The sequence below is a fragment of the Carnobacterium jeotgali MS3 genome (assembly GCF_000745125.1).
Lineage (GTDB): Bacteria > Bacillota > Bacilli > Lactobacillales > Carnobacteriaceae > Carnobacterium_B > Carnobacterium_B jeotgali.
In genome coordinates, this window is the sequence record NZ_JQNF01000010.1 from 829,780 (window position 1) to 853,100 (window position 23,321).

The window sequence follows — 23,321 nt, forward strand, 5'->3', positions numbered from 1 at the left end:
GAATTAAGAGAATTACTAAATAGTTGCGGTTAAAGCAACTTTAAAATAAGGAGGTACATAATGAAAGAGAAAACAAGATTTATGAATTATTTAGGTGGCAATAATATTATTTTTACATTACTTCTTCTTATAATGATAGGAATACTTATTTATATTTACAATGCGATTGCTTTTATTTTCGAACCGTTACAAGTTATTTTTTCTACATTGATTGCTCCTCTGATTTTAGCTTTTATACTTTATTACCTTCTTAATCCTATTGTGGATTGGTTGGAACGGTATAAAATTAAACGAATATGGGGAGTTACTTTCCTATTTGTCGCCATTATTGGAATCCTAGTAGGATTAGTAGCATTAGCTTTTCCGCCTATTCAAGATCAAGTGACAAGTCTGGTCAATAACTTTCCTTCTTATGTAGATACCATTGGAACAACTGTCTTAGGTTGGGTAGAAGGAACCCCTCTTGAAAATTCAGCAAGCGATCTTGTAGAGTGGTTGAATGGATGGGTAAGTAATATCCCAAGTGTTGTCGTTGACTATTTTGATACAGCTGTAAATGGACTGACAAATATTTTTTCTACAGTTTCAAATGTTGTAGTAGTGATAGTAACATTTCCAATTATTGCCTTTTTCTTATTGAAAGACGATGAAAAGTTTTTTAGTTATGTGATTAAAATCATTCCGCCAAAATTTAGAAAAGATATTAAAAATATTTTTGCAACAATTAATGATCAAGTAGGTTCTTATATTAAAGGACAATTGATGATCTCGCTTTCTTTAGGAATCATGATGGTCATTGGATTTACTATAATTGGGTTAGAGTATGCAGGAGTATTAGCTATAGTAGCGACTTTTACAAGTATTATTCCATATGTAGGAGCAGCTCTTGCGATGATACCAGCGATAATAATAGCATTAACTACTTCATGGGTAATGGTGCTTAAATTATTAATTGTTTGGGCAGTTGTCCAATTTATTGATGGTAATTTAGTCGAACCTAATATTATGGGTAAGAATTTAAATGTGCATCCTCTAACGATTATTATTGTCTTACTCGTTTTAGGAGATTTGCTTGGCTTTGTTGGTTTAGTGCTAGGTGTGCCGATTTATGCTATTTCAAGAGTAATAGCAACATTTGTATTTCGAAAATTCAAGCAACGTTATAATAAATACTATGGCGATGAAGCAGGAAATTACGAAAATACCGTATTTACTCCAGAAAATTATCAAGAAAAGAAATAAGATTCTTTAAAGTAAATAAATTAAATAGAAGATTCTAAGATAGAACTAGAAGAACGCTCTAAACCATTGATTAACTAATTGGTTTAGAGCGTTCTTCTAGTTATTTAATAAACTTCAAAGAAGAAATAATGAATTAATAAACTAAAAAGGATAAATATGTAAAAAAAATGTAAATTCATTCATGTTGAACGTTTATGAGAAATGCAATTGGTTCATTCGTTGTTTAGTGAAAAATAACGGTTTCCAACGAATGCTAAATAACAAAAGTTCGTATATAAATTTTCTTTTAAATTTTTATGCAAAAGTTGTTGACGAAACGCTAAAACCTTGTTATATTTATATACGTCGCTGAGACAGGTTGAAACAAACCGCTAAAGCGAGAAACAAAAATTAAAAAAGTTGTTGACAGACGATATCGAACGTGATATTATTAGTAAGTTGTCAAAACGAAACAATCAACTTTAGACCTTTGAAAACTAAACAAAGTAAGACGAACCAAATGTGAGGGTGACTCAGCAGTGCTGAGTCAACAGTAACAAAATAGTGAATAATTATTCGCTAGCAATTCAATAATGAGCTTCAAGCATCATTTTATATGAGAGTTTGATCCTGGCTCAGGACGAACGCTGGCGGCATGCCTAATACATGCAAGTCGAACGCTTTAACTTCACCGGGTGCTTGCACCCATCGAAGTTAAGGAGTGGCGGACGGGTGAGTAACACGTGGGTAACCTGCCCATAAGAGGGGGATAACATTCGGAAACGGATGCTAATACCGCATATTTCTAATCGTCTCCTGACGAATGGAAGAAAGGTGGCTTCGGCTACCGCTTATGGATGGACCCGCGGCGTATTAGCTAGTTGGTGAGGTAATGGCTCACCAAGGCGATGATACGTAGCCGACCTGAGAGGGTGATCGGCCACACTGGGACTGAGACACGGCCCAGACTCCTACGGGAGGCAGCAGTAGGGAATCTTCCGCAATGGACGAAAGTCTGACGGAGCAATGCCGCGTGAGTGAAGAAGGTTTTCGGATCGTAAAACTCTGTTGTTAGAGAAGAACAAGGATGAGAGTAACTGCTCATCCCCTGACGGTATCTAACCAGAAAGCCACGGCTAACTACGTGCCAGCAGCCGCGGTAATACGTAGGTGGCAAGCGTTGTCCGGATTTATTGGGCGTAAAGCGAGCGCAGGCGGTTCTTTAAGTCTGATGTGAAAGCCCCCGGCTCAACCGGGGAGGGTCATTGGAAACTGGAGAACTTGAGTGCAGAAGAGGAGAGTGGAATTCCACGTGTAGCGGTGAAATGCGTAGATATGTGGAGGAACACCAGTGGCGAAGGCGACTCTCTGGTCTGTAACTGACGCTGAGGCTCGAAAGCGTGGGGAGCAAACAGGATTAGATACCCTGGTAGTCCACGCCGTAAACGATGAGTGCTAAGTGTTGGAGGGTTTCCGCCCTTCAGTGCTGCAGCTAACGCATTAAGCACTCCGCCTGGGGAGTACGACCGCAAGGTTGAAACTCAAAGGAATTGACGGGGACCCGCACAAGCGGTGGAGCATGTGGTTTAATTCGAAGCAACGCGAAGAACCTTACCAGGTCTTGACATCCTTTGACAATCCTAGAGATAGGACTTTCCCTTCGGGGACAAAGTGACAGGTGGTGCATGGTTGTCGTCAGCTCGTGTCGTGAGATGTTGGGTTAAGTCCCGCAACGAGCGCAACCCCTATTATTAGTTGCCAGCATTCAGTTGGGCACTCTAGTGAGACTGCCGGTGATAAACCGGAGGAAGGTGGGGATGACGTCAAATCATCATGCCCCTTATGACCTGGGCTACACACGTGCTACAATGGATGGTACAACGAGTCGCAAGGTCGCGAGGCCAAGCTAATCTCTTAAAGCCATTCTCAGTTCGGATTGCAGGCTGCAACTCGCCTGCATGAAGCCGGAATCGCTAGTAATCGCGGATCAGCACGCCGCGGTGAATACGTTCCCGGGTCTTGTACACACCGCCCGTCACACCACGAGAGTTTGTAACACCCGAAGTCGGTGAGGTAACCCTTTTGGGAGCCAGCCGCCTAAGGTGGGACAGATAATTGGGGTGAAGTCGTAACAAGGTAGCCGTATCGGAAGGTGCGGCTGGATCACCTCCTTTCTAAGGAAACTAACGGAAACCCACACATTCGTACTTACTTTGTTTAGTTTTGAGAGGTCTAATCTTCTCAATCTTTTAAATGCACTACCTTGTTCTTTGAAAACTGGATAAAGTTAAAAATTGTAATTCAAGTAAGAAACCAGAAACACACCGAAATTTTTAAATGTAAGTTTTTTAAGGTTCTCATCGCAAGATGAGTATTGAAAATTAACGATTAACCATAGGTTAAGTTAATAAGGGCGCACGGTGAATGCCTTGGCACTAGGAGCCGAAGAAGGACGGGACTAACGCCGATATGCTTTGGGGAGCTGTAAGTGAGCTTTGATCCAAAGATTTCCGAATGGGGGAACCCAGCATCTTTTATAGGATGTTACTGCTGACTGAATACATAGGTCAGTAGAGGTAGACGCAGAGAACTGAAACATCTAAGTACCTGCAGGAAGAGAAAGAAAAATCGATTCCCTGAGTAGCGGCGAGCGAAACGGGAATAGCCCAAACCAGAAAGCTTGCTTTCTGGGGTTGTAGGACTGAACACATAGAGTCATAAATGATTTTGGTAGGAGAAGCGACCTGGAAAGGTCTGCCGAAGAAGGTAAAAGCCCTGTATCCGAAACCAAATTCACTCTGATCAGTATCCTGAGTACGGCGGAACACGAGAAATTCCGTCGGAATCCGGGAGGACCATCTCCCAAGGCTAAATACTCCCTAGTGACCGATAGTGAACCAGTACCGTGAGGGAAAGGTGAAAAGAACCTCGGAAGAGGAGTGAAATAGCCCCTGAAACCGTGTGCCTACAAATAGTTAAAGCCCGTTAATGGGTGATAGCGTGCCTTTTGTAGAATGAACCGGCGAGTTACGATCCCATGCGAGGTTAAGTTGATGAGACGGAGCCGCAGCGAAAGCGAGTCTGAATAGGGCGAATGAGTATGTGGTCGTAGACCCGAAACCAAGTGATCTACCCATGTCCAGGTTGAAGGTGCGGTAATACGCACTGGAGGACCGAACCCACGTATGTTGAAAAATGCGGGGATGAGGTGTGGGTAGCGGAGAAATTCCAATCGAACTTGGAGATAGCTGGTTCTCTCCGAAATAGCTTTAGGGCTAGCCTCGGAATTAGAATCATGGAGGTAGAGCAACTGTTTGGACTAGGGGCCCTTCTCGGGTTACCGAATTCAGATAAACTCCGAATGCCATTGATTTATATCCGGGAGTCAGACTGCGAGTGATAAGATCCGTAGTCGAAAGGGAAACAGCCCAGACCACCAGCTAAGGTCCCAAAGTTTATGTTAAGTGGAAAAGGATGTGGAGTTGCTTAGACAACTAGGATGTTGGCTCAGAAGCAGCCATCATTTAAAGAGTGCGTAATAGCTCACTAGTCGAGTGACCCTGCGCCGAAAATTTATCGGGGCTAAACATAACACCGAAGCTGTGGATAGAACCATTGGTTCTATGGTAGGAGAGCGTTCTAAGGGCGTTGAAGCTAGATCGTGAGGACTAGTGGAGCGCTTAGAAGTGAGAATGCCGGTATGAGTAGCGAAAGACGGGTGAGAATCCCGTCCACCGAATGACTAAGGTTTCCTGGGGAAGGCTCGTCCTCCCAGGGTTAGTCGGGACCTAAGTCGAGGCCGAATGGCGTAGACGATGGACAACAGGTTGAGATTCCTGTACCAGTTTGTTTTGTTTGAACAATGGAGGGACACAGTAGGCTAAGGAATACGCGCTGTTGGATATGCGCGTCCAAGCAACAAGTTTTGAAGTGAGTCAAATGCTTGCTTCTTTAAGAACAAGTTGTGATGGGGAGGGAAATTAAGTACCGAAGTTCCCGATGTCACACTGTCAAGAAAAGCTTCTAGTTAGAAACAAACTGCCCGTACCGCAAACCGACACAGGTAGTCGAGGAGAGAATCCTAAGGTGTGCGAGAGAACTCTCGTTAAGGAACTCGGCAAAATGACCCCGTAACTTCGGGAGAAGGGGTGCTGACCAATTGGTCAGCCGCAGTGAATAGGCCCAGGCGACTGTTTATCAAAAACACAGGTCTCTGCAAAATCGTAAGATGACGTATAGGGGCTGACGCCTGCCCGGTGCTGGAAGGTTAAGAGGATGGGTTAGCTCTCGGGCGAAGCTCAGAATTGAAGCCCCAGTAAACGGCGGCCGTAACTATAACGGTCCTAAGGTAGCGAAATTCCTTGTCGGGTAAGTTCCGACCCGCACGAAAGGCGTAACGATCTGGGCACTGTCTCAACGAGAGACTCGGTGAAATTATAGTACCTGTGAAGATGCAGGTTACCCGCGACAGGACGGAAAGACCCCATGGAGCTTTACTGCAGTTTGATATTGAGTGTTTGTACAGCTTGTACAGGATAGGTAGGAGCCAATGAAGCCAGGACGCCAGTCTTGGTGGAGGCGTTGGTGGGATACTACCCTTGCTGTATGACCACTCTAACCCACAGCCCTTATCGGGCTGGGAGACAGTGTCTGACGGGCAGTTTGACTGGGGCGGTCGCCTCCTAAAGTGTAACGGAGGCGCCCAAAGGTTCCCTCAGAATGGTTGGAAATCATTCGCAGAGTGTAAAGGCATAAGGGAGCTTGACTGCGAGACCTACAAGTCGAGCAGGGACGAAAGTCGGGCTTAGTGATCCGGTGGTTCCGCATGGAAGGGCCATCGCTCAACGGATAAAAGCTACCCTGGGGATAACAGGCTTATCTCCCCCAAGAGTCCACATCGACGGGGAGGTTTGGCACCTCGATGTCGGCTCATCGCATCCTGGGGCTGTAGTCGGTCCCAAGGGTTGGGCTGTTCGCCCATTAAAGCGGTACGCGAGCTGGGTTCAGAACGTCGTGAGACAGTTCGGTCCCTATCCGTCGCGGGCGTAGGAAATTTGAGAGGAGCTGTCCTTAGTACGAGAGGACCGGGATGGACACACCTCTGGTGTACCAGTTGTTCTGCCAAGGGCATTGCTGGGTAGCTATGTGTGGACGGGATAAACGCTGAAAGCATCTAAGCGTGAAGCCCCCCTCAAGATGAGATTTCCCATCACGTAAGTGAGTAAGACCCCTGAGAGATGATCAGGTAGATAGGTTGGAAGTGGAAGTCTAGCGATAGATGGAGCGGACCAATACTAATCGGTCGAGGACTTAACCAAATTTTTTAAACGGTGTAAGACGGTTTCAGAACGAAAAACAATGATTAACTTATCCAGTTTTGAGAGAACAACGTTCTCTTGATTGAAATTGTGTGGTGATGATGGCAAGAAGGTCACACCTGTTCCCATGCCGAACACAGAAGTTAAGCTTCTTAGCGCCGATGGTAGTGAAGGGTTTCCCTTTGTGAGAGTAGGACGTTGCCACGCAAATATAAAAGACATCATCTTCGGATGGTGTCTTTTTTTTGACGTCTATTCAATTTAAAAAGGCTATTCTTTAAACAGGGTGGATGCTTCAAAAACTTCTTATGGAATAGACGGATTTCCTTGTAAGTGCCTTAGTATCTACACTAAAAAGCATAGAGCCAAATAGGACACACGTTTAACAACACTAAATGAGTTTTAAAAAGAGTGATACCGCAAATAAAAAAACGCTTGCATTAAGAAACTTACCATGTTATATTGATTGTAATAAAGGATTGTTACTGCATCTCAGCAGGCAAAACCTAAATTGATTCGAAACTGTTCTATTCTAATAGATAGAGCATTTGGAATGAGTTTAGGTTTTTTGTTTTCTATTAAGACGAAAGTTGGTGAACAAAACGACAAATGAGAATAGAAAAAGTACTGAATAATAATGTTGTGATTACTTTGACCGAGACAAACGAAGAAATGGTGGTAATGGGAAGAGGAATTGCTTTTCAACATAAAGTCGGCGATACGATTGAAGTTGAAAAAATAGAAAAAACGTTTGTGCCAGAAGGAAAAGAAGGTATTGAAACGTTTTCTAATTTATTTAAAGAAATCAAACCAGAAATTATTGAAATAGCGGCAGATACGATCAAATATGCTCAATCTGTTTTGAAGAATAAATTAAGCAATAATATTTATTTAACGTTAACGGATCATCTGAATTACGCTATAAAGAGGACAGGTGAAGGAATCGAAATAAAAAATCCGTTGACTTGGGAAATTAAGAAATTTTATAAAGTGGAATATGAGATTGGATTAAAAGCATTAGAAAATATTAAACATAAGCTCGGTATAACTATGAACGAAGATGAAGCGACATCTGTTGCTTTGCATATTGTCAATGCTAAACAAGAAGGACAAGAAATAGGAATTACGGTCAAGATGACGGAAGTAGTACAAGATATCTTAACAATTGTACGGTTACAATTTGGTATTATCTTTGATGAAGATTCATTTAATTATTCTCGTTTTGTTACTCACTTACAGTACTTTGCTCGTAGAATGCTTGAACACGATACCAAAAACTCGAATGATGATTTTTTGTTTGAGCAAGTGGAAATAAAATATCCTAAAGCTTTTGAGTGTACGAACAGAATTAATAATTACCTCGAAAGTAAACATCACACGTCACTGTCGAAAGATGAACAAGTTTACTTAGCTATTCATATCCAACGAGTAACGAGTGAAAAAATAAAATAAACACTTCAATGATGGATTGTTACTGCGTAAGCAGGCAAAACCTAAATTGATAGCTGAAATGTATTCTGTAAAGATGCATCTTGCTATTGATTTAGGTTTTTCTTTTTTAAAAAACTAAAATGAGAGAAGGACTTAGGATGAAATATGAAGCATTAGCTAAATCAATAATTGAAAACGTTGGCGGTACAGAAAATATCAATAGTTTGACTCATTGTGTGACAAGATTAAGGTTTAAATTGAAAGATGAAAGTAAAGCAAATACAGATGTTTTAAAGAAAACAGACGGAATTGTAACTGTAATCAAAAGTGGTGGTCAGTATCAAGTGGTTATTGGAAATCATGTGCCGGATGTCTACCAAGAAGTTGTAACTGTTGGAAATTTAAATAATAATGAATCTTCTGAACAAGAAAAGGATAAAAATGTAGGGTTGTTCAATAAATTCGTTGATATGATTTCAGGAATTTTTGCACCAACTTTAGGAACATTAGCTGCTACTGGTATGATTAAAGGATTCAATGCATTATTTGTAGCGTTAGGCTGGCTGACAGTTGAATCTGGTGCATATCAAGTGTTAAATGCTATAGGCGATTCGTTGTTTTACTTCTTCCCTATTTTCTTAGCATTTACAGCAAGTAAAAAATTCAAAGTGAATCAGTTCACGGCTATGGCTATTGGTGCTTCATTAGTTCACCCAACTTTAGCTGGAATCAGAGCAGGAGATCCTCTTTATACACTGTTTTCAGGATCCATTATTGAGTCCCCAGTACACACCACTTTCCTAGGACTCCCGCTTATTCTAATGGACTATTCGTCAACCGTTATTCCGATTATTGTGGCTATTTTCCTAGCATCTAAAGTTGAAAAAGGGTTGAAAAAAATTATTCCAGACGTGGTTAAAACCTTTTTGATTCCTTTCTTTACACTTTTGATTATTGTCCCAGTAACATTCATGATCGTTGGACCAATTGCAACATGGGCAGGTAGCTTAGTAGGAGCTGGTACGTTAGCCGTTTATAACTTAAGTCCAATCTTAGCAGGTGCAATTGTAGGAGGATTCTGGCAAATCTTTGTCATGTTCGGGTTGCACTGGGGTCTTGTACCAGTAGCTCTGAACAACTTAGCTGTTTACGGATATGATCCTATTTTAGCAATGTCATTTGCTGCTTCATTTGCACAAACAGGTGCAATTATTGCAGTTATGGCAAAAACAAAAGAGAAAAAAGTTAAATCTTTAGGTATTCCTTCCGTTATTTCGGGCATGTTTGGAGTAACAGAACCAGCGATTTATGGTATTTCTTTACCCCTTAAAAAACCATTTATCATGAGTTGTATTGCTGCTGGTGTGGGTGGAGCAGCTTTAGGATTAGTCGGAGCCAATGGATATGTTATAGGAGGATTAGGAATATTTGGAATCACTAATTTCTTGAATCCTGCTGTGAGTGGTTTAGGTAATGTGCCTATAGTAATAGCCATTATCATTGGATCCATGATTCTTGGTTTTGTCTTAACTTATATTGCTGGTTTCGGAAAATTGTATGAAGATGATGCAGTTGTTGCAGAAACAACTAATGATGGAATCATTGATTCAGGAAATGAAGTTTATATTGGAAAAGATAGTATAAAAAGTCCGTTAACAGGCTCTATTATTCCGCTTTCTGATGTTCGAGATGAAGCTTTTTCATCTGGAGCTATGGGAAAAGGTTTGGCAATTGAACCAATTGAAGGGAAATTAGTTTCACCAGTCAATGGAGTAATCACTATGCTTTTTCCTACAGCACATGCGGTAGGCATAACGTCAGATGAAGGAACAGAAATCTTGATTCACATTGGGATGGATACTGTTCAAATGGATGGTGAAGGATTTGCTCCCCACGTTAAGCAAGGAGATAAAGTAACAAAAGGTCAGCTTTTAATTGAATTTGATATTGCTAAGATAAAAGCAGCTGGTTACAGCGTGATCACACCTGTAGTTATCACAAATTCAAAAAATTATTTAGATGTAATAACAACAGAAAAAAATGCAGTTGAATCAACAGAACAACTGATGACGATTGTCATCTGAAAAAGTATAAGGGAGAGATAACTGTATGAAAAAAAATGAAGGTTTTCCAAAAGAGTTTTTATGGGGCGGAGCAACAGCTGCAAACCAATTTGAAGGAGCGTATAATGAAGGCGGAAAAGGACTTTCAACTGCCGATATGGTGAGATTTATTCCTAAAGAAGAACGCGGATCAGGCTTTTCATTAGATGTTTCACGTAAAGAAATTGAAGCTATACTAGCTGATGAAGGAGATAAAGTCTTTCCAAAACGGTTCGGAGTAGACTTCTATCATCATTATAAAGAGGATATTGCTTTACTAGCAGAAATGGGTTTTAAAGTTTTTCGGATGTCGATTAACTGGGCACGAATTTTTCCTAATGGCGATGACACAACCCCAAATGAAGAAGGGTTAGAATTCTATGATGCTGTGTTTGATGAATGTTTAAAGTATGGCATAGAACCTTTAGTAACCTTATCTCATTATGAAACACCTTTGAATCTTACGCTGAAATATAACGGTTGGGCTGATCGTAAAGTCATTGATTTCTTTGTTAATTATGCTGAAACAGTCTTTAAACGGTATAAAGATAAAGTGAAGTACTGGCTCACGTTTAATGAAATCAATATCATTGCGTTGAGTCCCTATACTGGTGGTGGGGTGTTAGTAGAAGAAGCGGAAAATCCATTAGAATTGTCTTATCAAGCAGGACATCACCAATTTGTAGCAAGTGCCTTAGCGACAAAAATTGGCCATGAAATCAATTCTGAATTTAAAATAGGTTGTATGTTAGCGCGTATGACTACTTATCCAGAAACAAATAATCCATCTGACATCATCAAAGCACAAGTGAAAAATCAGCAAAACTTGTTCTTTACAGATGTTCAAGCACGTGGAGAGTATCCTACTTATATGGAGCGTTACTTCAATGAGAATAATGTTACTATTCATAAAGAACGTGGAGATGATGAAATTTTAAAAGCTTATCCAGTCGATTTCATTTCATTTAGTTATTATATGTCTATAACGACGAGTTCAGATCCACAAAAAGAACAAGTAGGTGGGAATTTTATCGAAGGTGTGAAAAATAACTATTTGGAAACCTCAGATTGGGGATGGCAAATTGACCCAATCGGATTGAGATGGACACTTAATGACTTTTATGATCGCTACCAATTGCCTTTGTTCATTGTTGAAAATGGTCTAGGAGCTTACGATAAAGTAGAAGAAGATGGAAGCATCCATGATACTTACCGTATCGATTATCTACAAAAACATATTGAACAAATGAAAGAAGCGGTTAAAGATGGTGTTGATTTAATGGGTTACACCAGTTGGGGAGCAATTGATTTGGTTAGTGCATCCACTTCAGAAATGTCTAAACGATATGGGTACGTTTATGTTGATCAAGATGATGAAGGGAATGGAACGTTAGAGCGTTCTAGAAAAGATTCATTCTTTTGGTATAAAAAAGTTATTGAGACGAACGGAATGGATTTAAGTAATTAGAGCAGAACGTTTTTTTTAGAGAATCGCTGCAACTTCTAAAATAAGTGATCGAATAAAAGGAGAAGATGACTTTGACAGTAGAACAATTTCCAAAGAGTTTTTTATGGGGCGGAGCAGTTGCTGCAAACCAATTAGAAGGAGCGTATAATGAAGATGGTAAAGGGTTAACCGTACAAGATGTAACACCAAGTGGCGGATTTGGTCCAATAACGGACGAACCGACAGAAGATAATCTGAAATTAATCGGAATTGATTTTTATCACCGCTATAAAGAAGACGTTAAATTATTTGCAGAAATGGGATTTAAAACATTCCGTACGTCAATCGCGTGGTCTCGTATTTTTCCTAATGGAGATGAAACAGAACCGAATGAAGCGGGTCTACAATTTTACGATGATTTATTTGATGAACTACTTAAATACGGTATTGAGCCCTTAATTACACTTTCTCATTATGAAACTCCGCTTCATTTAGCTAAAGAGTATGATGGCTGGGTCAACCGTAAAATGATTGGGTTTTATGAAAATTATGTACGCACAGTCTTTACACGCTATAAAGGAAAAGTGAAATATTGGTTGACGTTTAACGAAATCAATTCGATTTTACATGCTCCTTTTATGAGCGGTGGGATTTCTACAGCACCTGAAAAATTAACGCAAAAAGATTTGTATCAAGCTGTCCATCATGAATTGGTAGCAAGTGCATTGGCTACAAAGATTGGCCATGAAATTATGCCCGACGCACAAATCGGATGTATGGTCTTAGCTATGCCAACTTACCCTTTAACACCGAATCCAGATGATGTTATTGCTGTAATGGAAGCTGAGCGAAAAAACTATTTCTTCTCAGATGTACATGTTCGAGGAACTTATCCAGGTTATATGAAACGATTCTTCCGTGAAAATGCGATTGAGTTAGATTTTGGCCCAGAAGACGAGGAACTGTTAAAAAATACGGTAGATTTTATTTCATTTAGTTATTATATGAGTTCTACAGAAACAGCTGATGAAAGTAAGCGAGAAGCTGGTAAAGGAAATATTTTAGGAGGTATACCTAACCCTTATTTAGAAGCTTCAGAATGGGGTTGGCAAATTGACCCAAAAGGATTAAGAATCGTATTAAATGATTTCTGGGATCGTTATCAAAAACCATTGTTTATTGTTGAGAATGGTTTAGGGGCTAACGATGAATTAATTACAGATGAAAATGGTAATAAAACGGTGAATGATGATTACCGTATCAATTATTTGAATGACCATTTGGTTCAAGTTGGAGAAGCACTTAAAGATGGCGTAGAAGTAATGGGATATACAACTTGGGGCTGTATCGATTTAGTTAGTGCTTCAACCGCAGAATTAAAGAAACGTTATGGATTTATCTATGTCGATCGTCATGATGATGGTACTGGGACATTAAAACGATATAAAAAGAAAAGTTTCTCCTGGTATAAAAAAGTCATTGAGACAAACGGAACGAGCTTGATTGAAAAATAACAATGAAAAATCTTTGTACGATTAAATCCGTACAGAGATTTTTTATTGCAAAAGAATAACAAGTAGCTAAATTTTTTATACATATATTTTAGAATAAATATGTAATAGACAAAGCACGTTAAAATTACTTTACGATGCGTAATTTTTTTACGATAATGTTCGTTTTTTCATCAGTTTTACCGATGGTGTATTATGGAATTTTATTAAATGTTCATGTTTGTAAAAAAAGTTAATTTTATACTAAAAAATCGTTGACGAATGTTGGCTTCACTGGTATATTAGTAGATGTTGTTGAGGTAATTCATTCAAAACAACGAAAAAATAAATTAAAAAAGTTGTTGACAGACGACATCGAACGTGATATTATTAGTAAGTTGTCAAAACGAAACAATCAACTTTAGACCTTTGAAAACTAAACAAAGTAAGACGAACCAAATGTGAGGGTGACTCAGCAGTGCTGAGTCAACAGTAACAAAATAGTGAATAATTATTCGCTAGCAATTCAATAATGAGCTTCAAGCATCATTTTATATGAGAGTTTGATCCTGGCTCAGGACGAACGCTGGCGGCATGCCTAATACATGCAAGTCGAACGCTTTAACTTCATCGGGTGCTTGCACCCATCGAAGTTAAGGAGTGGCGGACGGGTGAGTAACACGTGGGTAACCTGCCCATAAGAGGGGGATAACATTCGGAAACGGATGCTAATACCGCATATTTCTAATCGTCTCCTGACGAATGGAAGAAAGGTGGCTTCGGCTACCGCTTATGGATGGACCCGCGGCGTATTAGCTAGTTGGTGAGGTAATGGCTCACCAAGGCGATGATACGTAGCCGACCTGAGAGGGTGATCGGCCACACTGGGACTGAGACACGGCCCAGACTCCTACGGGAGGCAGCAGTAGGGAATCTTCCGCAATGGACGAAAGTCTGACGGAGCAATGCCGCGTGAGTGAAGAAGGTTTTCGGATCGTAAAACTCTGTTGTTAGAGAAGAACAAGGATGAGAGTAACTGCTCATCCCCTGACGGTATCTAACCAGAAAGCCACGGCTAACTACGTGCCAGCAGCCGCGGTAATACGTAGGTGGCAAGCGTTGTCCGGATTTATTGGGCGTAAAGCGAGCGCAGGCGGTTCTTTAAGTCTGATGTGAAAGCCCCCGGCTCAACCGGGGAGGGTCATTGGAAACTGGAGAACTTGAGTGCAGAAGAGGAGAGTGGAATTCCACGTGTAGCGGTGAAATGCGTAGATATGTGGAGGAACACCAGTGGCGAAGGCGACTCTCTGGTCTGTAACTGACGCTGAGGCTCGAAAGCGTGGGGAGCAAACAGGATTAGATACCCTGGTAGTCCACGCCGTAAACGATGAGTGCTAAGTGTTGGAGGGTTTCCGCCCTTCAGTGCTGCAGCTAACGCATTAAGCACTCCGCCTGGGGAGTACGACCGCAAGGTTGAAACTCAAAGGAATTGACGGGGACCCGCACAAGCGGTGGAGCATGTGGTTTAATTCGAAGCAACGCGAAGAACCTTACCAGGTCTTGACATCCTTTGACAATCCTAGAGATAGGACTTTCCCTTCGGGGACAAAGTGACAGGTGGTGCATGGTTGTCGTCAGCTCGTGTCGTGAGATGTTGGGTTAAGTCCCGCAACGAGCGCAACCCCTATTATTAGTTGCCAGCATTCAGTTGGGCACTCTAGTGAGACTGCCGGTGATAAACCGGAGGAAGGTGGGGATGACGTCAAATCATCATGCCCCTTATGACCTGGGCTACACACGTGCTACAATGGATGGTACAACGAGTCGCAAGGTCGCGAGGCCAAGCTAATCTCTTAAAGCCATTCTCAGTTCGGATTGCAGGCTGCAACTCGCCTGCATGAAGCCGGAATCGCTAGTAATCGCGGATCAGCACGCCGCGGTGAATACGTTCCCGGGTCTTGTACACACCGCCCGTCACACCACGAGAGTTTGTAACACCCGAAGTCGGTGAGGTAACCCTTTTGGGAGCCAGCCGCCTAAGGTGGGACAGATAATTGGGGTGAAGTCGTAACAAGGTAGCCGTATCGGAAGGTGCGGCTGGATCACCTCCTTTCTAAGGAAACTAACGGAAACCCACACATTCGTACTTACTTTGTTTAGTTTTGAGAGGTCTAATCTTCTCATTAATATAATATCTTATTGAAGTGCCTAATACGTTGGGCCTATAGCTCAGCTGGTTAGAGCGCACGCCTGATAAGCGTGAGGTCGATGGTTCGAGTCCATTTAGGCCCACTTTTCATTTGCACAAATAATATAAGATGTTTGCTCTTGGGGCCTTAGCTCAGCTGGGAGAGCGCCTGCCTTGCACGCAGGAGGTCAGCGGTTCGATCCCGCTAGGCTCCATTGCAACTTTAGTTGCGAAAATTTAAGTTGTTCTTTGAAAACTGGATAAAGTTAAAAATTGTAATTCAAGTAAGAAACCAGAAACACACCGAAAATTTTTAAAAGTAAGTTTTTAAGGTTCTCATCGAAAGATGAGTATTGAAAATTAACGATTAACCATAGGTTAAGTTAATAAGGGCGCACGGTGAATGCCTTGGCACTAGGAGCCGATGAAGGACGGGACTAACGCCGATATGCTTTGGGGAGCTGTAAGTGAGCTTTGATCCAAAGATTTCCGAATGGGGGAACCCAGCATCTTTTATAGGATGTTACTGCTGACTGAATACATAGGTCAGTAGAGGTAGACGCAGAGAACTGAAACATCTAAGTACCTGCAGGAAGAGAAAGAAAAATCGATTCCCTGAGTAGCGGCGAGCGAAACGGGAATAGCCCAAACCAGAAAGCTTGCTTTCTGGGGTTGTAGGACTGAACACATAGAGTCATAAATGATTTTGGTAGGAGAAGCGACCTGGAAAGGTCTGCCGAAGAAGGTAAAAGCCCTGTATCCGAAACCAAATTCACTCTGATCAGTATCCTGAGTACGGCGGAACACGAGAAATTCCGTCGGAATCCGGGAGGACCATCTCCCAAGGCTAAATACTCCCTAGTGACCGATAGTGAACCAGTACCGTGAGGGAAAGGTGAAAAGAACCTCGGAAGAGGAGTGAAATAGCCCCTGAAACCGTGTGCCTACAAATAGTTAAAGCCCGTTAATGGGTGATAGCGTGCCTTTTGTAGAATGAACCGGCGAGTTACGATCCCATGCGAGGTTAAGTTGATGAGACGGAGCCGCAGCGAAAGCGAGTCTGAATAGGGCGAATGAGTATGTGGTCGTAGACCCGAAACCAAGTGATCTACCCATGTCCAGGTTGAAGGTGCGGTAATACGCACTGGAGGACCGAACCCACGTATGTTGAAAAATGCGGGGATGAGGTGTGGGTAGCGGAGAAATTCCAATCGAACTTGGAGATAGCTGGTTCTCTCCGAAATAGCTTTAGGGCTAGCCTCGGAATTAGAATCATGGAGGTAGAGCAACTGTTTGGACTAGGGGCCCTTCTCGGGTTACCGAATTCAGATAAACTCCGAATGCCATTGATTTATATCCGGGAGTCAGACTGCGAGTGATAAGATCCGTAGTCGAAAGGGAAACAGCCCAGACCACCAGCTAAGGTCCCAAAGTTTATGTTAAGTGGAAAAGGATGTGGAGTTGCTTAGACAACTAGGATGTTGGCTCAGAAGCAGCCATCATTTAAAGAGTGCGTAATAGCTCACTAGTCGAGTGACCCTGCGCCGAAAATTTACCGGGGCTAAACATAACACCGAAGCTGTGGATAGAACCATTGGTTCTATGGTAGGAGAGCGTTCTAAGGGCGTTGAAGCTAGATCGTGAGGACTAGTGGAGCGCTTAGAAGTGAGAATGCCGGTATGAGTAGCGAAAGACGGGTGAGAATCCCGTCCACCGAATGACTAAGGTTTCCTGGGGAAGGCTCGTCCTCCCAGGGTTAGTCGGGACCTAAGTCGAGGCCGAATGGCGTAGACGATGGACAACAGGTTGAGATTCCTGTACCAGTTTGTTTTGTTTGAACAATGGAGGGACACAGTAGGCTAAGGAATACGCGCTGTTGGATATGCGCGTCCAAGCAACAAGTTTTGAAGTGAGTCAAATGCTTGCTTCTTTAAGAACAAGTTGTGATGGGGAGGGAAATTAAGTACCGAAGTTCCCGATGTCACACTGTCAAGAAAAGCTTCTAGTTAGAAACAAACTGCCCGTACCGCAAACCGACACAGGTAGTCGAGGAGAGAATCCTAAGGTGTGCGAGAGAACTCTCGTTAAGGAACTCGGCAAAATGACCCCGTAACTTCGGGAGAAGGGGTGCTGACCAATTGGTCAGCCGCAGTGAATAGGCCCAGGCGACTGTTTATCAAAAACACAGGTCTCTGCAAAATCGTAAGATGACGTATAGGGGCTGACGCCTGCCCGGTGCTGGAAGGTTAAGAGGATGGGTTAGCTCTCGGGCGAAGCTCAGAATTGAAGCCCCAGTAAACGGCGGCCGTAACTATAACGGTCCTAAGGTAGCGAAATTCCTTGTCGGGTAAGTTCCGACCCGCACGAAAGGCGTAACGATCTGGGCACTGTCTCAACGAGAGACTCGGTGAAATTATAGTACCTGTGAAGATGCAGGTTACCCGCGACAGGACGGAAAGACCCCATGGAGCTTTACTGCAGTTTGATATTGAGTGTTTGTACAGCTTGTACAGGATAGGTAGGAGCCAATGAAGCCAGGACGCCAGTCTTGGTGGAGGCGTTGGTGGGATACTACCCTTGCTGTATGACCACTCTAACCCACAGCCCTTATCGGGCTGGGAGACAGTGTCTGACGGGCAGTTTGACTGGGGCGGTCGCCTCCTAAAGTGTAACGGAGGCGCCCAAAGGTTCCCTCAGAATGGTTGGAAATCATTCGCAGAGTGTAAAGGCATAAGGGAGCTTGACTGCGAGACCTACAAGTCGAGCAGGGACGAAAGTCGGGCTTAGTGATCCGGTGGTTCCGCATGGAAGGGCCATCGCTCAACGGATAAAAGCTACCCTGGGGATAACAGGCTTATCTCCCCCAAGAGTCCACATCGACGGGGAGGTTTGGCACCTCGATGTCGGCTCATCGCATCCTGGGGCTGTAGTCGGTCCCAAGGGTTGGGCTGTTCGCCCATTAAAGCGGTACGCGAGCTGGGTTCAGAACGTCGTGAGACAGTTCGGTCCCTATCCGTCGCGGGCGTAGGAAATTTGAGAGGAGCTGTCCTTAGTACGAGAGGACCGGGATGGACACACCTCTGGTGTACCAGTTGTTCTGCCAAGGGCATTGCTGGGTAGCTATGTGTGGACGGGATAAACGCTGAAAGCATCTAAGCGTGAAGCCCCCCTCAAGATGAGATTTCCCATCACGTAAGTGAGTAAGACCCCTGAGAGATGATCAGGTAGATAGGTTGGAAGTGGAAGTCTAGCGATAGATGGAGCGGACCAATACTAATCGGTCGAGGACTTAACCAAATTTTTTAAACGGTGTAAGACGGTTTCAGAACGAAAAACAATGATTAACTTATCCAGTTTTGAGAGAACAACGTTCTCTTGATTGAAATTGTGTGGTGATGATGGCAAGAAGGTCACACCTGTTCCCATGCCGAACACAGAAGTTAAGCTTCTTAGCGCCGATGGTAGTGAAGGGTTTCCCTTTGTGAGAGTAGGACGTTGCCACGCAGATTCAATTTTTTTATCATATGGAGGTTTAGCTCAGCTGGGAGAGCATCTGCCTTACAAGCAGAGGGTCGGCGGTTCGATCCCGTCAACCTCCACCATGAGTCATTAGCTCAGTTGGTAGAGCATCTGACTTTTAATCAGAGGGTCGCAGGTTCGAATCCTGCATGACTCATAACTAATCATTCAACCATGTTTAGTTATGCCATGTTTTTTTGCGGGTGTGGCGGAATTGGCAGACGCACTAGATTTAGGATCTAGCGTTGAAAGACGTGGGGGTTCAAGTCCCTTCACCCGCACCATTTTTTATTTGAATGATTAGTGAAGTACCACTTTAGCCGGCTTAGCTCAGTTGGTAGAGCATCTGATTTGTAATCAGAGGGTCGAGGGTTCAACTCCTTTAGCCGGCATTTTTTTTTGCGAAAGTAGTTCAGTGGTAGAACATCACCTTGCCAAGGTGGGGGTCGCGGGTTCGAATCCCGTCTTTCGCTTACTAGGTTGACTAGTAAGCTCATTCGTAAGAATGAAAACTGTTCTAAAGCCGGGGTGGCGGAACAGGTAGACGCACAGGACTTAAAATCCTGCGGTGAGTGATCACCGTGCCGGTTCGATTCCGGCCCTCGGCACCATTTGCACCCATAGCTCAATTGGATAGAGTACTTGACTACGAATCAAGGGGTTAGAGGTTCAAGTCCTCTTGGGTGCATTTTTCTTTTTAAAGAAAGAATGAAAAGTCAGTGAACGGGAAGTAGCTCAGCTTGGTAGAGCACTTGGTTTGGGACCAAGGGGTCGCAGGTTCGAATCCTGTCTTCCCGATAAATAATTCATAAAAGGTAGTTTCTCTAGTCTAAGAGAAATTACCTTTTATTTGTTTTTCAATAATTATGTAGGTTCTTCGTCAAATTGTGCGGATAGAGACTTGGCATCGTCTTAAGCCTAAAGTCTAATAATGGTTAAAAGTTCGAATGGGAATGAATGATTTAGCAGAGGGATTGTGAGCAACTGTAGTGCTAATAAAAGCTGCTGTAATGAACAAACAAAGTATTTAATGGATCGTACTCTTTCAAGGGCGATTAAGGCTGGGTGGTTTTAAATAGGTCATGTATTATAGGTGGAAAAGAAATAATGCTATTACATGAATCTGCTATGAATATGAAGACTACAGTTGTAGGTCAGTTATTGGTTTACAAAAACATTTGGCTCTATAAATGATTGATTTGAAAATTTCTTCTTTGATTATCGTTAAATAGTGGCAGTTTAGAGGCTATTTTAAATGAAAATGAGTAGAGTTGCTTTTCAAATCCGTTTATTTCTCGTATAATGAAAGTCAGGATTAGTCAAGAATGCTTTCTGGTTCTCACTAGAAGTATCCTCCGTTATTAAGTTAGTTTATGTTAGTGATAGGCTAATTAATTAAGTCCAGTGTTGGGATGATAAGAAAAGGAGTGTTACTAAAAAAACACCATTGCAATGTAGAGCAAATAAAGCTATTATCTGTATCATACATTAAAATGTTTTAGTAACAGGTAACCCATGCATAATCAAAACATGTCGGATATCATTGAAGCTTATTTAAAAAAAGTTTTAGGTCAAGATGAACAAGTCGAAATTAGGCGTAGTGAAATGGCAGATCGATTTAAGTGTGTTCCTTCCCAAATAAATTATGTTATAAACACTCGCTTTACTGTACAGCAAGGTTATTTGGTTGAAAGTAAACGTGGTGGTGGCGGGTATATCCGTATTATTAAAGTTAAATTGTTAGATGAAGCTGAAATGTTGGATATGATGATTGATATTATTGGAAATAAGATTACGCAAAAGAATGCTTATTCTATTGTAGAGAGATTATTTGAAACTGAGATGTTGACTAAGCGAGAGGCCAATATCATGTTATCGGTTATGGACAAATCACTTTTAAACGCTAATGGCATAAATGAGAATGAATTAAGAGCTAAATTATTAGTAGCATTTTTAAATAATTTAAAATATGAATAAGAATAAAATCGGAGGCGAAATATAGATGGATGAATTATTTTCTGAAAAAGCAAGAATGGTTTTAATCATGGCGCAAGAAGAAGCAAAAGGATTTCGTCACCATTCTGTAGGAACTGAGCATATACTTCTAGGATTAATTATGGAGCAAGAAGGAATTGCTGGAAAAACGTTACGACAATTTTCTGTGACTGAAATGGATGTTCGAGAAGAAATCGAACATTTTACGGGTTATGGAACAATGAAATATCTTTCAAAAAATGCCATTCTTCCGTATTCGCCAAGAGCTAAACAAGCTATTACATTTGCTACTGATGAAGCAAGACGCATGGGCTCAGTATTTGTGGGTACAGAACATTTGTTGTTAGGATTATTGCGTGAAGAAGATATTTTATCTTCTAAGATTTTAAGTAATTTGGATATCGATTTAAATAAAGCGCGTCAAATCGTATTGAAAAAAATTGGTTTGAGTGATGTAACGAATGGCAAAGGTAGAAAAGCAAAACCAGCTACCAAACCAGTTGCTGGTACACCTACTTTAGATTCTCTAGCACGTGATTTAACTTCTGTTGCCAGACAAAAAAAATTAGATCCAGTAGTTGGCCGTCATAAAGAGATTCAACGCATTATTCAAGTCTTAAGTCGTAGAACAAAAAATAATCCTGTGTTGGTAGGAGAACCTGGTGTTGGTAAAACAGCCATTGCAGAAGGATTAGCACAAAAAATTATTGATGGTGAAGTTCCGGCAGCATTAGCAAATAAACGTTTAATGATGCTCGATATGGGGTCGTTGGTGGCTGGAACAAAATACCGTGGTGAATTTGAAGAACGAATGAAAAAAATTATAGATGAAATTTATCAAGATGGTGAAGTCATCTTATTCATAGATGAACTGCATACTTTAATTGGTGCTGGTGGAGCAGAAGGTGCAATCGATGCATCTAATATCTTAAAACCTGCTTTAGCACGTGGTGAATTGCAAACTATAGGAGCAACAACATTAGATGAATACCAAAAATATATTGAAAAAGATGCAGCATTAGAAAGAAGATTTTCACCAATCCATGTGGATCCTCCTTCAGAAGATGAAACAGAAGAAATATTATTGGGATTGCGTTCTCGATATGAAGAACATCATGGTGTTAAAATTACTGATGAAGCTGTTCATGCTGCAGTGAAGCTTTCATCGCGGTATATTACATCAAGACAGTTGCCAGATAAAGCTATCGATTTAATCGATGAATCTGCTTCTAAAGTACGACTGGATGTTTCAAGCAAACCATCTCCGGTTGCGGCTGCAGTTGCAGAATTAGAAGACTTGATACAAAGTAAAGAAGAAGCTATACAGTCACAAGATTTTGAGAAAGCAGCTAGAATTCGTATAAAAGAAATGAAACAACGCAAAAAAATTGAAAACTTACTACAAAAACAAGAAGGAAAAGCTTCTACAAACTCACTCCAAGTAACGGAAAGAGATATCGCTGAAGTTGTATCTTTATGGACGAGTATTCCAGTTCAACAGATGGAACAAAAAGAATCCGATCGATTAATGAATTTAGAAAAAATATTGCATAAACGAGTAATTGGACAAGAGCAAGCCGTTGGGTCCGTTTCTAGAGCAATCAGACGTTCTAGAAGTGGGTTGAAAGATCCAAATCGACCAATTGGTTCATTCATGTTCTTAGGGCCTACAGGTGTTGGTAAAACAGAGTTAGCCAAAGCACTTGCTGAAGCTATGTTTGGTAATGAAGAAGCATTAGTTCGGGTTGATATGTCTGAATTCATGGAAAAATATAGCACGAGTCGCTTAATTGGTTCACCTCCTGGATATGTAGGATATGATGAAGGTGGTCAACTAACTGAAAAAATTCGTCAAAAACCTTACTCTGTTATTCTTTTTGATGAAGTTGAAAAGGCTCATCCAGATGTATTTAATATTTTATTACAAGTTCTTGACGATGGACATTTAACAGATTCAAAAGGCCGGAAAGTTGATTTCAAAAATACGGTTATGATTATGACATCTAACTTAGGAGCAACAGCTTTGAGAGATGAGAAGTCTGTTGGATTTGGTACAGCAAATAGTAAAAAAGATCATTCAGCAATGGAAAAACGTATTATGGAAGAATTGAAAAAAACATTTAAACCAGAATTTATTAACCGTATTGATGATTCTATCGTATTCCATTCACTGGAAAAACCAGAATTAACACAAATTGTAAAATTGATGGCACAAACGGTTGTTAAACGATTGAAAGACATGGATATTGACGTGAAAATCACGCAATCAGCGATTGATGTAATTGCTAAAGCTGGCTATGATCCTGAATATGGCGCACGTCCAATCCGTCGCGCACTTCAAAAAGAAATTGAAGATCGATTGAGTGAAGAATTGCTAAGCGGTCGGGTCAAGATAGGCGATCAAGTAACAATTGGTGCTACAAAAGGAACCATTCGCATTACTGTAAAAGACTTGAAAAAAGTAGAAAAAAAACCGTTGACTACAACTGAAAATAGTTGATTTCATTGATTAAACATAAAAAGCGTCTAGTATCTTATAAAGAGATGCTAGACGTTTTTATTCGTATTTAAAATTTCTTTCTGCTATGATAATAAGAAAGAAATAGATGA

General features: G+C 41.5%; 7 protein-coding genes, 10 tRNA genes and 6 rRNA genes. All 23 read left to right on the forward strand.

Going from position 1 to position 23,321, the window contains the following annotated elements; all coding sequences use genetic code 11:
• Window positions 1–60: 60 nt before the first annotated feature.
• On the forward strand, window positions 61–1,242 hold the full coding sequence (locus BP18_RS11550) for an AI-2E family transporter (protein ID WP_029276370.1): 1,182 nt from the start codon (window positions 61–63) through the stop codon (window positions 1,240–1,242).
• Between the two features lie 591 nt (window positions 1,243–1,833).
• Window positions 1,834–3,395 (forward strand): 16S ribosomal RNA (locus tag BP18_RS11555).
• 223 nt (window positions 3,396–3,618) lie between these two features.
• A 23S ribosomal RNA gene (locus BP18_RS11560) occupies window positions 3,619–6,539 on the forward strand.
• 91 nt (window positions 6,540–6,630) lie between these two features.
• A 5S ribosomal RNA gene (gene rrf / locus BP18_RS11565) occupies window positions 6,631–6,746 on the forward strand.
• Together the 16S, 23S and 5S rRNA genes form the textbook arrangement of a ribosomal RNA operon.
• A gap of 402 nt (window positions 6,747–7,148) precedes the next feature.
• Complete coding sequence (gene licT / locus BP18_RS11570; protein ID WP_035050653.1) at window positions 7,149–7,991, forward strand: BglG family transcription antiterminator LicT; 843 nt, start codon at window positions 7,149–7,151, stop codon at window positions 7,989–7,991.
• Window positions 7,992–8,128: 137 nt separating this feature from the next.
• Window positions 8,129–10,054 carry a beta-glucoside-specific PTS transporter subunit IIABC gene (locus BP18_RS11575; protein WP_029278448.1) on the forward strand — a complete coding sequence of 642 codons (1,926 nt, stop codon included), beginning with the start codon at window positions 8,129–8,131 and terminating at the stop codon, window positions 10,052–10,054.
• A gap of 25 nt (window positions 10,055–10,079) precedes the next feature.
• Window positions 10,080–11,540 (forward strand): glycoside hydrolase family 1 protein, encoded by a 1,461-nt coding sequence (locus tag BP18_RS11580; RefSeq protein ID WP_035050655.1) that lies wholly within the window; start codon window positions 10,080–10,082, stop codon window positions 11,538–11,540.
• Between the two features lie 65 nt (window positions 11,541–11,605).
• Window positions 11,606–13,033: a glycoside hydrolase family 1 protein gene (locus BP18_RS11585; protein WP_007725843.1), complete on the forward strand. Its 1,428-nt coding sequence runs from the start codon at window positions 11,606–11,608 to the stop codon at window positions 13,031–13,033.
• A gap of 527 nt (window positions 13,034–13,560) precedes the next feature.
• Window positions 13,561–15,122 (forward strand): 16S ribosomal RNA (locus BP18_RS11590).
• A gap of 105 nt (window positions 15,123–15,227) precedes the next feature.
• Window positions 15,228–15,301 (forward strand) — tRNA-Ile (locus BP18_RS11595).
• 38 nt (window positions 15,302–15,339) lie between these two features.
• Window positions 15,340–15,412 (forward strand) — tRNA-Ala (locus BP18_RS11600).
• Between the two features lie 161 nt (window positions 15,413–15,573).
• Window positions 15,574–18,494: ribosomal RNA gene (locus tag BP18_RS11605) — 23S ribosomal RNA — on the forward strand.
• 91 nt (window positions 18,495–18,585) lie between these two features.
• Window positions 18,586–18,701 (forward strand): 5S ribosomal RNA (gene rrf / locus BP18_RS11610).
• Between the two features lie 22 nt (window positions 18,702–18,723).
• Window positions 18,724–18,799, forward strand: a tRNA-Val gene (locus tag BP18_RS11615).
• A 1-nt stretch (window position 18,800) separates the two neighbouring features.
• A tRNA-Lys gene (locus BP18_RS11620) sits at window positions 18,801–18,873 on the forward strand.
• Between the two features lie 42 nt (window positions 18,874–18,915).
• Window positions 18,916–19,000 (forward strand) — tRNA-Leu (locus BP18_RS11625).
• Window positions 19,001–19,035: 35 nt separating this feature from the next.
• Window positions 19,036–19,108: transfer RNA gene (locus BP18_RS11630), tRNA-Thr, on the forward strand.
• Between the two features lie 9 nt (window positions 19,109–19,117).
• Window positions 19,118–19,189 (forward strand) — tRNA-Gly (locus BP18_RS11635).
• Between the two features lie 49 nt (window positions 19,190–19,238).
• A tRNA-Leu gene (locus tag BP18_RS11640) sits at window positions 19,239–19,327 on the forward strand.
• Between the two features lie 3 nt (window positions 19,328–19,330).
• Window positions 19,331–19,404: transfer RNA gene (locus BP18_RS11645), tRNA-Arg, on the forward strand.
• Between the two features lie 36 nt (window positions 19,405–19,440).
• A tRNA-Pro gene (locus tag BP18_RS11650) sits at window positions 19,441–19,514 on the forward strand.
• 717 nt (window positions 19,515–20,231) lie between these two features.
• On the forward strand, window positions 20,232–20,693 hold the full coding sequence (locus tag BP18_RS11655) for a CtsR family transcriptional regulator (RefSeq protein ID WP_007725633.1): 462 nt from the start codon (window positions 20,232–20,234) through the stop codon (window positions 20,691–20,693).
• Window positions 20,694–20,718: 25 nt separating this feature from the next.
• A complete protein-coding gene (locus BP18_RS11660; protein WP_035050658.1) occupies window positions 20,719–23,211 on the forward strand; it encodes an ATP-dependent Clp protease ATP-binding subunit in 2,493 nt (830 codons plus the stop codon).
• Window positions 23,212–23,321 lie beyond the last annotated feature (110 nt).

Coding starts and splice junctions, on each gene's coding strand:
- BP18_RS11550 (WP_029276370.1), top strand. CDS start 61: ATGAAAGAGAAAACAAGATTTATGAATTATTTAGGTGGCAATAATATT.
- licT (WP_035050653.1), top strand. CDS start 7,149: ATGAGAATAGAAAAAGTACTGAATAATAATGTTGTGATTACTTTGACC.
- BP18_RS11575 (WP_029278448.1), top strand. CDS start 8,129: ATGAAATATGAAGCATTAGCTAAATCAATAATTGAAAACGTTGGCGGT.
- BP18_RS11580 (WP_035050655.1), top strand. CDS start 10,080: ATGAAAAAAAATGAAGGTTTTCCAAAAGAGTTTTTATGGGGCGGAGCA.
- BP18_RS11585 (WP_007725843.1), top strand. CDS start 11,606: ATGACTTTGACAGTAGAACAATTTCCAAAGAGTTTTTTATGGGGCGGA.
- BP18_RS11655 (WP_007725633.1), top strand. CDS start 20,232: ATGCATAATCAAAACATGTCGGATATCATTGAAGCTTATTTAAAAAAA.
- BP18_RS11660 (WP_035050658.1), top strand. CDS start 20,719: ATGGATGAATTATTTTCTGAAAAAGCAAGAATGGTTTTAATCATGGCG.